Below are 13,132 nucleotides of genomic sequence, written 5' to 3' on the forward strand. Positions count from 1 at the left end.
GCGGAAACGTCAGCGGATGCGCATGCCGGAGATGGCTCGGGCGATGACGAGGCGTTGGATTTCGGAGGTGCCTTCGAAGATGGTGTAGATCTTGGCGTCTCGGTGCATGCGTTCTACGGGGTATTCGCGGGTGTACCCGTTGCCGCCGAGGATTTGGATGGCTTCCTCGGTGACGCGTACGGCGACCTCGCCGGCCTTGAGCTTTGCCATCGAGCCTTCGCCGTGGCTGTAGTCGGGGGTTTCGCCGCGCATCAGGCCGGCGGACATGTTGGCGGCGCGCCACACCAGCAAGCGGGCGGCGTCGATTTCCATGGCCATGTCGGCGAGCTTGAAGGCGATGCCCTGGTTGTCGATGATCGGGCGGCCGAACTGTTCGCGGCTCTTGGCGTAGTCCAACGCCACTTCATAAGCAGCCCGCGCGATGCCGATCGCCTGGGCGCCGACGATGTGGCGGGTCATCTCGAAGGTGGCCATCGAGGCGTTGCGTCCCTGCCGGCCCTCAGTGGAGCGGGCGCGAGCGAGGCGCTCGTCCAGCTTCTCTTTGCCACCCAGCACATTGGAGGCCGGGATGCGGACGTTGTCGAAGAAGACGTCCGCGGTGTGCGACGCCCGCAGGCCGTGCTTGCGCAGCTTCGTGCCCTGCTCCAGCCCTCGCACTTCGGACTTGGGTACGACGAAAGCCGCCTGCCCCTTGGTCCCAAGAGACGGATCGACCGTCGCGACGACCACGTGGATGTCCGCGATCCCGCCGTTCGTCGCCCACGCCTTCTGCCCGTTGATCACCCACTCATCCGTCCGAGAGTCGTACGTCGCCCGCGTACGGATCGCGGACACATCCGAACCCGCCCCGGGCTCCGACGAGCAGAAGGCCGCAACACGCACGTCATCCGGCGTGCCGTAGCACCGAGGCATCCACTGGCTCCACTGCTCCGGCGTACCGTTGGAGAAGATCGCCGACGACGCCAGACCGGTGCCCTTGAGCGACATCCCGATGCCGGCGTCACCCCAGAACAGTTCCTCGTGGACCAGCGGCATCAGCAGCCCGGACGGATCCACGAACAGGTTCACGTTCGCGTCCAAGCCGTACAGGCCGATCTTCGCGGCCTCCTGGATCACCGGCCACGGTGTCTCCTCGCGCTCGTCCCACTCGGCGGCGGCGGGGCGGATCACCTCGGCGGCGAAGGTGTGGGCCCAGTCGCGGATCTCGCGCTGTTCGTCGTTCAGAGCGAGCGAGAACGTGCTCCAGCCCGGCTTGGACCGCTCGGCGCCCAGTTCACCGGCGAGCGCCATCACGTCGGCGGCGACAGTCGCCTTGGGGGTGGTCATCAAACATCCTCCGAAGCAGGGGAAGACTCAGCAGCCAGATGTTACCCACGAGTGTAACCGTCGTTTGCACCAGGGGGTACCGGTGTGGCTAAGATCGATCCATGAGCTCCGCGCTGCTCGCGATCGGACGCCGCCGGACCACGGCGGAGCGTCGTCGCGACCGGGAGCGGGACATCATCCGGGCGACCCGGGAGCTGTTCGACGAGCGCGGCACCATCGACGCACAGATCGACGATATCGCCAAGCGGGTCGGCATCAACAAGGCGCTGATCTACCGGCACTTCGCCGGCAAGGAGGAGCTGTTCGCGCTCACCCTGGTCGACTACCTGGCCGAGCTGGACGACCGCCTGTCCACAACAGACAACCCGCGCAAGGCACCGCTCAACCGGCTGAAAGCACTGAGCGAGGTCTTCGTCGACTTCTGCCTGGAGTATCCGGCGTTCGCGGACTGCGCGATGAGCCTGCTCCGCCGGACCGGTGAGGAACTGTTCGGCGAGATCACCGAGCCGGTGATGATGAAGCTCGGTACGGCGATGGCCACGGCGCTGGCGCGGATCGCGGCGATCCTCAAGGCCGGGCAGCGGTCAGGTGTGTTCGACGACGTAGACACCGACTACCTGGCCAACCACCTGTACACGCAGACGCTCGGATCGTTGCACATGGCAAGGGTCGGGTTGATCGTGTCGAGCGGCCAGCCGGGGCATCCGGTCGTGCATCATGCCGATATCGCCACCGTCCGGGCGACCGCGATCACCGCCACCCTCGCGACCGCAGTAGGCCGGAAAGCTCTCAACCACAGCAGCCGGGCTCCGAGAAGCAGAACCACCAGAGCAGGAGAGACATCGTGACCGAACCGCGCAAGGTGGCCGTTGTCGCCGGGAACAGGATTCCGTTCGCCCGGCAGGACAAGACCTACCGGCACGCCTCCAACTCCGACATGCTCACCGCCGCGCTCAACGGTCTGGTCGACCGGACTGGCCTCGGCGGCCAGGAGCTCGGTGAAGTGGTCGCCGGCGCGGTGCTGAAGCACGCCCGCGACTGGAACATGGTCCGCGAGGTGGTCCTCGGCTCCAAGCTCGCCCCGACGACCCCGGCGTACGACATCCAGCAGGCCTGCGGCACCGGTCTGGAGGCGGCCATCCTGGTCGCCAACAAGATCGCCCTCGGGCAGATCGAGGCCGGCATCGCGGGTGGTGTCGACACCGCGTCCGACGCGCCGATCGCGGTCAACGACCGCCTCCGCGGCATCCTGCTCGACCTCAACCGGGCCAAGACCTACCCGGATCGCCTCCGGGTCCTCGCGCGCGTCCGCCCGAAGGACGTCGTACCGGAGGTCCCACGCAACGTCGAGCCGCGGACCGGGAAGTCGATGGGCGATCACGCGGCCCTGACCGCGCTCGAGTGGGGCATCACGCGGGCGGCGCAGGACGAGCTCGCGTACCGCTCCCACATGAACCTGGCCAAGAGCTACGACCGCGGCTTCCAGCAGGACCTGATCACGCCGTACCTAGGCCTCGAGAAGGACCAGAACCTCCGCCCCGACACGTCACTGGAGAAGCTCGCCACGCTCAAGACCGTGTACGGCAAGGGCGAGACCGCGACGATGACGGCCGGCAACTCGACCCCGCTCACAGACGGCGCGTCGACCGTACTGCTGGCGACCGACGAGTGGGCCACGAAACACAGCCTCAAGCCCCTCGCCTACCTGACCCACTCGCAGACCGCGGCGGTCGACTACGTGAAGGGTGCCGAGGGGTTGCTGATGGCTCCGGCGTACGCCGTGCCACGCATGCTGGCCAGGGCCGGACTGAGCCTCCAGGACTTCGACTACTACGAGATCCACGAGGCGTTCGCATCCCAGGTGCTCGCCACCTTGAAGGCATGGGAGGATCCGATCTTCTGCAAGGAACGGCTCGGCCTGGACGCGCCGCTCGGTGAGATCGACCGGGACAAGCTGAACGTGAACGGCAGCTCGCTGGCCGCGGGCCACCCGTTCGCGGCGACCGGCGGGCGGATCGTGGCCGCGCTGGCCAAGCAACTGGACGAGAACGGCGGCGGCCGGGGCCTGATCTCGATCTGCGCCGCGGGCGGCCAGGGTGTCGTCGCCATCCTCGAGAAGTAGGAGCTGAGATGACGGATCGCTACCAGACCTTCACCCGGACGCCGCTCGGCCAGACCCTGGTGAAGAACCTGGGTCTGCCCGACCCGGCACCGCTGCCGCGCTGGACCGAGGGTTCGCCGGTGATCGACGGGCCGGTGGTGTTCGGCGCGATCTCCGAGACCGACACCGGTAAGGCGATCCAGGCGCTGCTGCGGGACATCGGAGCCTCCTTCAGTACGGCGACCGAGGGCGTGGCGTCGAGCGAGATCCGGCCGAAGGCGCTGGTCTTCGACGCCACGGGCGCGACGTCGACGGCCGAGCTCACCAGCCTGCAGCGGTTCTTCTCCCCCGTGATCCGCCAACTGGCGCCGGCCGGGCGAGTGATCGTGGTCGGCCGTACGCCGGAGCTCGCGCACACCACCGGGCAGCAGATCGCGCAGCGCGCCCTCGAGGGCTTCACGCGAAGCCTCGGCAAGGAGGTCAAGCGCGGCGCCACGGTCAACCTCGTGTACGTCGCTCCGGACGCGCACGAGCAGCTGGATTCGACACTCCGCTTCTTCCTGTCCCCCAAGTCGGCGTACGTCGACGGCCAGGTCGCGCGGGTCGGCACCGGACCGCTGGTCAGCAACGACTCGGCTCGCCCACTGGCCGGCCGCGTCGCGCTGGTGACCGGCGCGGCCCGCGGGATCGGCGCGGCGATCGCCGACACGCTGGCCCGGGACGGCGCGACCGTGATCGGCGTCGACGTACCGCAGAACGCGGACGCCCTGCGCAAGGTGATCTCGAAGATCGGGGGTACCGAGCTCCTCCTCGACGTGACCGCGGTCGACGCACCGCAGCGGATCGGGGCGCACGCACAGGAGCAGCACGGCGGGCTCGACATCGTCATCCACAACGCCGGCATCACCCGGGACAAGCGGCTGGCCAACATGCGCACCGACGCGTGGGACGCCGTACTCGACGTGAATCTGCGCGCCCCCGAACGGATCACGAAGCATCTGGTCGAGTCCGGAGCGCTGAGGGACGGCGGCTCGATCGTCGGCGTCGCTTCGATCGCGGGCATCGCCGGCAACAACGGCCAGACGAACTACGCGACCTCGAAGGCCGGCGTGATCGGCCTGGTCCAGGCACTCGCGCCGACGCTGACCGACCGGCAGATCCGGATCAACGCGGTAGCGCCCGGGTTCATCGAGACCGAGATGACCGCGAAGGTCCCGTTCGCGATTCGCGAGGTCGGCCGCCGGATCAACTCGCTGCAGCAGGGCGGGCTGCCGATCGACGTGGCCGAGACGATCGCCTGGTTCGCCGACCCGGCCTCAGCGGGTGTGACCGGCAACGTGGTCCGCGTCTGCGGCCAGAGCATGCTGGGCGCCTGACATGCCGACCCGACGGTACGACGACTCCCCCGGCCTGGGCTCGCTCTACGCGCGGACGGTCAAAGCCACGCTGCGACGGGCCGACTACGAGCCGGACGCGGACGGCCTCACGCTGGAGCTCCCCCGCTCCGCGATCGACCAGGACCACTTGTCGGCGTACCGGGACGTCACCGGGTTCCCGGCCGGTCCGGCGCTGCCGGCGACGTACCCGCATGTGCTCGCGTTCCCGCTGCACCTGGACCTGATGTCCGACCCCTCCTTCCCCTACAAGCCGATGGGGATCGTGCACCTGTCCAACACGATCAGCCAGCGGCAGCCGATCCCGATCCACGCGGAGCCGGCGATCCGGGTGCACAGTACGCCGGAACGCCCGCACCCCAAGGGGACCGTGTTCGACGTGGTCAGCGAGGTGCGGGTCGACGGTGAGCTGGTGTGGACCGATCTCACCACGCTGCTCAGTCGCTCGTCCGGGACGGAGTCGGCACACGTCGACCTATTGAAGAACCCCGAGCTGGACCCGACCGCATGGTGGGACCTGCGCGGCAACCTCGGCCGCCGGTACGCCGCCGCGTCCGGCGACCGGAACCCGATCCACCTGTTCAAGCTGACCGCTCAGGCGTTCGGGTTCCCGCGCCAGATCGCGCACGGCATGTGGGCCAAGGCCGCCGCGCTCGCCTCGATCGAGCGCGCCGGGAAGCTGCCGGACACCTTCACCGTCCGCGTCGACTTCCGCAAGCCGCTGCTGCTGCCGTCGCGCGTGCAGTTCGGCTACCAGCAGACCGGCAAGACCACCGACTTCGCCCTGTACGACGAGCAGCACGAGCTCACCCACCTGATCGGCCACCTGCAGGCCCACTGACCCACTCGACTCCGCCTGGAATGTGGAGGACACTCCGAGCCATAGGAGGGGTGGACATGATAGGAGCATTGCTACTCGGCCTGGTCTGCGGTGCCGTGGCCCGGATGCTCGTCCCCAATGATGCCTTCCGGCACATGAGCGGGCCGAAGTCCTGGCTGGTTTCGATCGGACTCGGCCTGCTCGGCGCCTTGCTCGGCTACGTGATCTTCACGCTGGGCCTCGGCATCGGTGACGACGACATCTTCGACTGGGGCGGACTCCTGAGTGCCCTGATCGGGACGATCATCGTGGTACCGATCGCGACCTGGATCCTGCGCCGGCGCGCACAGAATCCGACCTGAGTGCGGCAGGTTGGCAGTCGTCGCGCAGGTCGTCGAGGACCTTCCCGATGTCCGCCGGGTCGAGCTGCTGACCATCCCGTCGGCGAACGGCGATCAGACCGGCCGCCGCCTCGCGGGCACCGATGACGGCCTGGTACGGCGCCAACCGGTTCTCGCGGATCCGGGCACCGAGACTGCCTTCGTCCGCGTGCGCGACCTCGACCCGCAACCCCCGATCCGACGCCCGCCGGGCGACCTCGGCGGCCACTTTCTCCTCGTCGTCGGAGATCGGGAGTACGACGAGCTGGACCGGCGCGAGCCAGGCCGGGAACGCGCCGCCGTGCACCTCGATCAGCTGCGCGACCGCGCGTTCGATACTGCCCACGATCGCGCGGTGCACCATCACCGGACGGTGTTTGTTGCCGTCGGCGCCGACGTACTCGAGGCCGAACCGCTCCGGCTGATGGAAGTCGATCTGCACGGTGGACAGGCTGAACTCGCGGCCGGCCGAATCCTCCATCTGGATGTCGATCTTCGGTCCGTAGAACGCGGCGTCCCCGGGCGAGTCCTCGTAGTCCACGCCGGCGTTGTCGAGGACCTCACGAAGGAGTCGCGCGGCTTCGGCCCAGCTCGCGGCATCACCGACGTACTTGCCGGCCGGGCTGTCGAAGTCGGCGTCTTCAGCGGGCAGTGCCAGGACGTAGCGGGACGGGCTGATCTCCATGTCGCTGTAGGCCTGGTTGATGAGAGCGAGCGCGTTGCCGGCCTCCTCGGCGACCTGGTCGAGGCGGCAGAAGATGTGCGCGTCGTTGAGCTGCATCGCGCGGACCCGGCTCAGGCCGCCGATCGCGCCGGAGAGCTCGGCGCGATACTGGCCGCCGAGCTCGGAGATCCGCAGTGGCAGCTCGCGGTAGCTGTGGGAGCGGGAGCGGTACATCAGCGCGTGGTGTGGACAGATGCTCGGCCGTAGCACCAGTTGCTCGCCGCCCATATCCATCGGCGGGTACATGTCCTCGTGGTACTTGGCCCAGTGGCCGGAGATCTCGTACAGCTCACGCTTGGCGAGCACGGGCGAATAGACCTGCTGGTAGCCGGCTCTTCGTTCCACCTCGGCGATGTAGCTCTCCAAGGCGCGCCGGATCGCGGCACCGGCGGGCAGCCAGTAGGGCAGGCCCGCGCCGATCAGCGGGTCGGAGTCGAACAGGCCGAGTTCACGGCCGATCTTGCGGTGGTCGTACATGGTGTTTCCTCCACGAGTTGGGGGCGAGCAACCCACGGAAGGCACGAAAAAGCCCCGGGTCACTCGCCCCGGGGCTTTGTCAGACAGTCAGGTGTCAGCGCGCCGGGACGAACTCCGGCGTCGTCGTAACTACTGCGCGCTGCAACATGCCTCCACGATATCAGAAGTTGCTAGGCGTTCTCGTCCAAGTTCAGGCCTACCGGGCGGATGAGGCCTTCCTGCGCTACTGAGGCGATGAGGCGCCCGTCGACGGTGTAGAGGCGGCCGGTGGCGAACCCACGCGCACCAGAGGCGGACGGGGACGCCTGGTCGTAGAGGAGCCACTCGTCGGCGCGGAACTCGCGATGGAACCAGAGGGCATGGTCCAGCGACGCGGGCTGGATCCGGCGGTCGCCGATCACGATGCCGTGCGGCAGCAAGCTTGCCCCGAGCAACGTCAGGTCGCTCGCATAGGCGAGAACGCAAGCATGCAAGGCAGGATCGTCAGGAAGCTTGCCAGCAGCCCTTATCCAGAACTGGCGGCCGGTGACTCCGGCCAGGCGTACGTCGAGGGCCGCCCACTCCTTGTCCCAGTCGGCGGCCGAGCGGCCCGACCGAGCCTCGAGGACGGTCGCCAGCCGCGGCGCCTCGTCCGGCGGTACGACGTCGTCCGGCATCGGATCCTGGTGGTCGAGACCGGGCTCCGGCCGCTGGAACGACGCCGACATGTAGAAGATCGGCTTCCCGTTCTGCGACGCGACGACGCGCCGGCTGCTGAACGAGCCGCCGTCGCGCGTCGGCTCCGGGCGGTAGACGATCGGTACGGCGGTGTCGCCCGCCCGCAGGAAGTAGCCGTGCAGCGAGTGCACGATGCGCTCGGGGTCGACGGTCCGGCTCGCGGCGGCCAGCGCCTGACCCAGCACCTGGCCGCCGAACACCCGTTGCATCGACGTGTCGGGCTGACGCCCACGGAACAGGTCGACGTCGATCATCTCCAGGTCGAGCAGCTCGACCAGATCCTCCAGCGACTCAGGCATGTCTCATCCTGACAGGCGGGGCCTCGCCCACGAACCGGGGGCCTGGGACAAGAAATAACCTGCCCCAGGCCCCCAGAACCTGTCCGAGCCCCCACCCGGTGTCCCAGCGCTGGGACTAGGCCCTGCCGCGCGGTCGGCGGAGTTGCCGTACTGCCTGGTGGCGGGGTTACTCGTCGTCGTTGCGGTTGAGTTCGGCCAGGAACTGTTCGACCTCGGCGCCGAGCTCTTCGGCCGACGGGGTGGAGTCGGCCAGGAGGCTCTTGCGGCTCAGGGAGCCGGCGGCTGCGTCGTACTGGGTCTCGAGAGCGTTCACCACCGCGCTCGCGTCCTCCGAGGCCTCGACCTGCTCGTCGACAAGCCGGCCGGTGACGGCGGCCTCGTCGAGCAGGGCCTTGCTAGGGAGAAGCAGGCCTGTCGCGGCGGAGATCGCGTGCACGAGGGCCAGCGCGGCGCCCGGGAACCGGTTCTCGGCCAGGTAGTGCGGCACGTGGACCGCGAAGCCCATCGCGTCCTTGCCGGCCTCGCCCAGGCGCACCTGCAGCATCGTGCCGGCGCTCGCGGGCAGCCGCATCTCGCCGTCCCAGATGTTCGAACGGGTGACCAACTCGGGCCGGGTCGCGTGCGCGGTCAGGCCGAGCGGACGGGTGTGCGGGACGCCCATCGGGATGCCGTGCACGCCGACCGTCAACGTCACGTTGTACTGCTCGATCAGCTGCCGGACGGCGCTGGCGAACCGGTCCCACTGGTTGTCCGGCTCGACACCTTCGAGCAGCAGGAACTCGACACCGGCGTCGTCGGTGAGCAGATGCAGGCTCAGGTGCGGCGGCGTGTAGTCGATGAACCGGTCCTCGGCGAACGTCACCTCAGGCCGCCGGGCCCGGTAGTCGTGCAGGAGATCGATGTCGAACCGCGCGAGCAGCCGGCTGTCCAGCACCTCGAGCAGGTGATCGGCCGTGACCCGGCCCGCCTGACCCGCGTCCATGAACCCGTCCAGCGAATGCACCAGCACCTTCGGCGTCGCCGCCGGGCCGGTCGCCACCGACTCGTCGACGATCTCGTAGAGGTCGTCCGGTCGCAGCATGGTCGTCTCCTTCACATTCACACAGTGGCCAACAGGGCGGGTAGGCTCCTCTATCCTGCCCTTTCACCTGTTAACGCCTGAGATGCGGGCCCACATTCCGGCAGTCCGGAACTTTCAGCATCTTCCAAGATTCGGCACTCGGGAAGACACGTCGGAAAGCGCTTGCTAGGTTGGCTGTCGTGAGCAGCGAACCAGACTCCGCCCTGACCGTCATGCTGGCGATGAGCGACGCGAGCCGGGAGCGTGTCCTGATCCCGCGCGTCCGGCAGCGCCTGGAGGCGACCGCGACCGTCCTCCCGGTCGGTCCTGGGACCAGCTTCCTGGCCGATCCGGCGATCCGGGCCGCGCTGCCGGAGGTCGACGTACTGCTCACCGGCTGGGGCTGCCCGCGGATCGGGCCCGAGGTGCTCGACGCGGCGCCGAAGCTGCAGGCGATCCTGCACGCGGCCGGCTCGGTGAAGGCGATCGTCGACCCGGCCGCGTTCGACCGTGGGATCCAGGTGTCGTCGGCGGCGACCGCGAACGCGCTGCCGGTGGCCGAGTTCACCGTCGCCGCGATCGTGCTCGCCGGGAAGCGGGCGTTCCGGCTGGCCGCGCAGTACCGGATCGAACGGCGGAAGGCGGACCCGCACGGGATGCCGGGCAGCTACGGTACGACGGTCGGCCTGCTGGGCGCGTCGCGGATCGCCAGGATGGTGGCCGAGCGGCTGCGCGGATTCGACCTGCACGTGCTGATCAGCGATCCGTACCTGACCGCAGCCGAGGCGGCCGGGCTCGGCGCGGAGCTGGTCGACAACGACACGCTCTTCCGTCGGAGCGACATCCTCAGCGTGCACGCACCGCTGATCCCGGAGACCGTCGGCCTGGTCGACGCCCGTCTGCTCGGGCTGCTCCGGGACGGTTCGGTCCTGATCAACACCGCCCGCGGCAAGATCATCGACTCCGAAGCCCTCGTCCGCGAATGCGTGTCCGGCCGGATCGACGCCGTCCTCGATGTGACCGATCCCGAGCCGCTGCCGCCCGACTCGCCGCTGCTCGACCTGCCCAACGTCTTCATCACCCCCCACGTCGCCGGTGCCGTCGGCAACGAAATCGCCCGCCTCGGCGAACTCGCCGTCAGCGAGCTCGAACGCCTCGCCACCGGCCGGCCACTACTGCACGCCATCAGCCCCACCGAACTCAGAAGGCTCGCATGACAGTGCTTTTGGCCGCGCCTCCGGCGCGACGGTCATGGGGCTTCAACTCCCGGCCTTCCCTCGTCGCTCCAGTCGCTTCGCTCCAGTCGCTTCGCTCCCTCCACTCCTCAGTCCAGACCGGGAGGCCCCATGACACGCCTCGTACTGCCTGATACCGATCGTGTTCTGTCGCGCCAGACGGGATGGAGTCGCGCGCACTGGGAGGCCTTGGCGGATCACCTGCTTGATTCGCTCGTGCCGTACTTCTCCCCCGGTGCCTCGCTGATCGCGCTGCCTGGGCGGCCGAGTCGGTCGGGGACGGCGTCTGATGCGTTGGAGGGGTTTGCGCGGTCGTTCATGCTGGCCGCGTTCCGGATCGCCGGCGTGCAGGGCAAGGGCTGCGAAGAGCTGATCGAGCGGTACGCGCGGGGTGTCGCGAACGGAGCGGATCCCGACCACCCCGAGGCGTGGCTGCGGCTCACCCCGCGCTCCCAGCAGATGGTCGAGGCGGCGGCGATCGCGGTCGCGCTGCACGAGACGCGGGAGTGGATCTGGGACCGGCTCGACACCCGCGCGCAGGAACACGTCGCGGAGTGGCTGGGCGGCTTCAACGGGTCGACCACGCACGACAACAACTGGCGGCTGTTCCAGGTCGTGAGTGAGCAGTTCCTCGCGTCGGTCGGAGCGCCGTACTCGCAGGAGGACATCGACGGCGGGCTGGACCGGATCGAGGACTGGTACGTCGGCGACGGCTGGTACTCCGACGGCGACGGGCAGAACTTCGACAACTACATCGGCTGGGCCATGCACCTCTACCCGGCGCTGTGGACCCGGATGGCCGCTGCCACGCCCGGGGCGGCGTACGAGGACCGGTTGAAGCTGTACCGAGAGCGGTTGAGCCTGTTCCTCGAAGACGCGGTGCATCTGGTCGGCAACGACGGCGCACCGATCTACCAGGGCCGCTCACTGACCTATCGGATGGCCGCTGCGACGCCGTACTGGATGGGGGCGCTGCTGGACGCCACTCCCCTGTCGCCTGGGCAGACGCGGCGGCTGTGCTCGGGGATCGCGCGGCACTTCGTGCAGCACGGTGTGCCGGATGAGCGTGGTCTGCTGACACTGGGGTGGTACGACACGTTCCTGCCGACGACACAGCAGTACTCCGGGCCTGGCTCGCCGTACTGGGCCTCGAAGGGTTTCATCGGGCTGGTGTTGCCGCCGGACCACCCGGTGTGGACGGACTCGGAGGACTCGATCCCGCTGGACGACGCGGATCAGGTACGGGCGATGCCGGCGCCGGGGTGGATCGTGCACGCGAGCCGGCACGACCAGATCGTGCAACTGGTCAACCATGGCGCGGACCACGCGCCGGTCGCCGAGCCCGAGGGTGTGGAGCCGGAGGGCGATCCGCACTACAACCGGTTGGCGTACGCGAACCACGCTGGGCCGGAGCTGTCCGACCAAGCACCGCACGTCGACAACCTGATCTCGCTGGTCGACGCGGATGGCCGGGCGAGCTCGCGTGGGCGAATCCGGCGGATCGCGGTCAGCGGGCGTACGGCGTCCTCGTGGCACAAGGCGTGGCTCGGCACGGACGGACCGTGGCGGATCGAGACCGCGTCGGTCGTCCACGGTGGCTGGGAGATCCGGTGTGCACTCGTCGAAGGACCGGTCGGGGCGATGGTGCGCAGCGGCGGCTTCGCGGTCGCCGGCGAGTCCTTGCCTGAGGCAACCGCTGGAGCGCGGACGGCGTCGGCGCGGAACGACGACGGCTTGCTGACCGCGGTCGTCGGACTGCACGGGTACGACGAAGCCGGTGTGCACCGGGATCTGGGGGCGAACCCGTTCGGTGTGCACTCGGCGACGCCGTACCTGACGGCTGCGCACCGCGGCGATCCGCTGGTGCTGGTGAGCGCCGTACTGCTGACCCGGGACGCGCTCCGGCCGGAAGCGCTTGCCGAGGGCATCGATGTCGCGGTGGACGGGACGACGGTCCGGATCACCCTGCCCGGCGGTGGCACCGAGGTGGTCGAACTGGCACAGAACCGAGTCGGTTAGGGGAGGCCCCCAACGATGTGGAATCCGGTCGTGCCCACTAGATTGACGGGATGAGCACGTACGAAAAACTTCTGCAAGAACAGATCCGTAACGAATTCACGGCGTCCCAGCAGTACACGGCGGTGGCTGTCTGGTACGACGATCAGGACCTGCCGCAGCTGGCCAGGCACTTCTACAAGCAGGCGCTGGAAGAACGCAACCACGCGATGATGATGGTGCAATACCTGCTGGACAAGGACATCCGGCCGCAGATCCCGTCGGTCGGCGAGGTGGAGTCGGACTTCAAGACCGCGCTCGAGCCGCTGGAGCTCGCGCTGGCGCAGGAGATCACCGTCACCAAGCAGATCGAGACGCTGGCCCGGACCGCGCGGGACGAGAGCAACTACGTCGGCGAGCAGTTCATGCAGTGGTTCCTCAAGGAGCAGGTCGAGGAGGTCGCCACGATGAAGACGCTGGTCAACGTCGCGAAGCGGGCCGGTGACAACCTGTTCAACCTCGAGGACTTCCTGGCTCGCGAGGTGGCCGGCGACGCGGGCAACGACCCGACAGCTCCCCCGGCTGCCGGCGGCGCGGTCTGAGT

12 protein-coding genes are annotated in these 13,132 nt (G+C 68.6%); 8 read left to right on the top strand and 4 right to left on the bottom strand.

The features are described 5' to 3' along the window. Positions 1-9 precede the first annotated feature (9 nt). The gene (locus OG555_RS37450) at positions 10-1,326 is read right to left on the bottom strand and encodes an acyl-CoA dehydrogenase family protein (RefSeq protein WP_329477944.1); all 1,317 of its coding nucleotides are present in this window, start codon (positions 1,324-1,326) and stop codon (positions 10-12) included. A gap of 101 nt (positions 1,327-1,427) precedes the next feature. On the opposite strand from OG555_RS37450, the gene OG555_RS37455 reads away from it, so the two are divergent. Genes OG555_RS37455 through OG555_RS37475 form a run of 5 tightly spaced genes read left to right on the top strand, consistent with a single transcriptional unit; the run spans position 1,428 to position 6,003 of the window. Beyond that, positions 1,428-2,174 (top strand): TetR/AcrR family transcriptional regulator, encoded by a 747-nt coding sequence (locus OG555_RS37455; RefSeq protein WP_329477947.1) that lies wholly within the window; start codon positions 1,428-1,430, stop codon positions 2,172-2,174. Beyond that, positions 2,171-3,448 (top strand): acetyl-CoA C-acetyltransferase, encoded by a 1,278-nt coding sequence (locus OG555_RS37460; RefSeq protein ID WP_329477949.1) that lies wholly within the window; start codon positions 2,171-2,173, stop codon positions 3,446-3,448. The genes OG555_RS37455 and OG555_RS37460 overlap by 4 nt, the downstream gene beginning before the upstream one ends. Before the next feature lie 8 nt (positions 3,449-3,456). Then, positions 3,457-4,803 (top strand): 3-oxoacyl-ACP reductase, encoded by a 1,347-nt coding sequence (locus OG555_RS37465; protein ID WP_329477951.1) that lies wholly within the window; start codon positions 3,457-3,459, stop codon positions 4,801-4,803. A 1-nt stretch (position 4,804) separates the two neighbouring features. Then, the gene (locus OG555_RS37470) at positions 4,805-5,662 is read left to right on the top strand and encodes a MaoC/PaaZ C-terminal domain-containing protein (protein WP_329477953.1); all 858 of its coding nucleotides are present in this window, start codon (positions 4,805-4,807) and stop codon (positions 5,660-5,662) included. Between the two features lie 56 nt (positions 5,663-5,718). Further along, complete coding sequence (locus OG555_RS37475; RefSeq protein WP_329477955.1) at positions 5,719-6,003, top strand: hypothetical protein; 285 nt, start codon at positions 5,719-5,721, stop codon at positions 6,001-6,003. Here the strand turns inward: OG555_RS37475 and thrS are convergent. From thrS to OG555_RS37490, 3 genes are all read right to left on the bottom strand, one after another. After that, complete coding sequence (thrS, locus tag OG555_RS37480; RefSeq protein WP_329477957.1) at positions 5,945-7,222, bottom strand: threonine--tRNA ligase; 1,278 nt, start codon at positions 7,220-7,222, stop codon at positions 5,945-5,947. The two genes, OG555_RS37475 and thrS, sit on opposite strands and share 59 nt — an antisense overlap. 170 nt (positions 7,223-7,392) lie before the next feature. Then, complete coding sequence (locus OG555_RS37485; protein WP_329477959.1) at positions 7,393-8,238, bottom strand: acyl-CoA thioesterase; 846 nt, start codon at positions 8,236-8,238, stop codon at positions 7,393-7,395. A gap of 166 nt (positions 8,239-8,404) precedes the next feature. Further along, positions 8,405-9,319 (bottom strand): proteasome assembly chaperone family protein, encoded by a 915-nt coding sequence (locus tag OG555_RS37490; protein ID WP_329477961.1) that lies wholly within the window; start codon positions 9,317-9,319, stop codon positions 8,405-8,407. 179 nt (positions 9,320-9,498) lie between these two features. Here OG555_RS37490 and OG555_RS37495 point away from each other — a divergent pair, with 179 nt between their 5' ends. The 3 genes from OG555_RS37495 (at position 9,499) to OG555_RS37505 (ending at position 13,130) form a co-directional block, all read left to right on the top strand. Further along, entirely contained in the window at positions 9,499-10,515 is a 1,017-nt protein-coding gene (locus tag OG555_RS37495) for a hydroxyacid dehydrogenase (protein ID WP_329477963.1), read from the top strand. Between the two features lie 129 nt (positions 10,516-10,644). Further along, positions 10,645-12,552: a DUF2264 domain-containing protein gene (locus OG555_RS37500; RefSeq protein WP_329477965.1), complete on the top strand. Its 1,908-nt coding sequence runs from the start codon at positions 10,645-10,647 to the stop codon at positions 12,550-12,552. A 50-nt stretch (positions 12,553-12,602) separates the two neighbouring features. Then, positions 12,603-13,130 (top strand): ferritin, encoded by a 528-nt coding sequence (locus OG555_RS37505; RefSeq protein ID WP_329477967.1) that lies wholly within the window; start codon positions 12,603-12,605, stop codon positions 13,128-13,130. Positions 13,131-13,132 lie beyond the last annotated feature (2 nt).

It is taken from the genome of Kribbella sp. NBC_01484, from assembly GCF_036227145.1.
Taxonomy (GTDB): Bacteria; Actinomycetota; Actinomycetes; order Propionibacteriales; family Kribbellaceae; genus Kribbella.

Bases quoted from the DNA above. Each gene is read 5' to 3' on its own strand.
- OG555_RS37450 (WP_329477944.1), bottom strand. From the start codon at position 1,326: ATGACCACCCCCAAGGCGACTGTCGCCGCCGACGTGATGGCGCTCGCC.
- OG555_RS37455 (WP_329477947.1), top strand. From the start codon at position 1,428: ATGAGCTCCGCGCTGCTCGCGATCGGACGCCGCCGGACCACGGCGGAG.
- OG555_RS37465 (WP_329477951.1), top strand. From the start codon at position 3,457: ATGACGGATCGCTACCAGACCTTCACCCGGACGCCGCTCGGCCAGACC.
- OG555_RS37470 (WP_329477953.1), top strand. From the start codon at position 4,805: ATGCCGACCCGACGGTACGACGACTCCCCCGGCCTGGGCTCGCTCTAC.
- OG555_RS37475 (WP_329477955.1), top strand. From the start codon at position 5,719: ATGATAGGAGCATTGCTACTCGGCCTGGTCTGCGGTGCCGTGGCCCGG.
- thrS (WP_329477957.1), bottom strand. From the start codon at position 7,222: ATGTACGACCACCGCAAGATCGGCCGTGAACTCGGCCTGTTCGACTCC.
- OG555_RS37485 (WP_329477959.1), bottom strand. From the start codon at position 8,238: ATGCCTGAGTCGCTGGAGGATCTGGTCGAGCTGCTCGACCTGGAGATG.
- OG555_RS37490 (WP_329477961.1), bottom strand. From the start codon at position 9,319: ATGCTGCGACCGGACGACCTCTACGAGATCGTCGACGAGTCGGTGGCG.
- OG555_RS37500 (WP_329477965.1), top strand. From the start codon at position 10,645: ATGACACGCCTCGTACTGCCTGATACCGATCGTGTTCTGTCGCGCCAG.
- OG555_RS37505 (WP_329477967.1), top strand. From the start codon at position 12,603: ATGAGCACGTACGAAAAACTTCTGCAAGAACAGATCCGTAACGAATTC.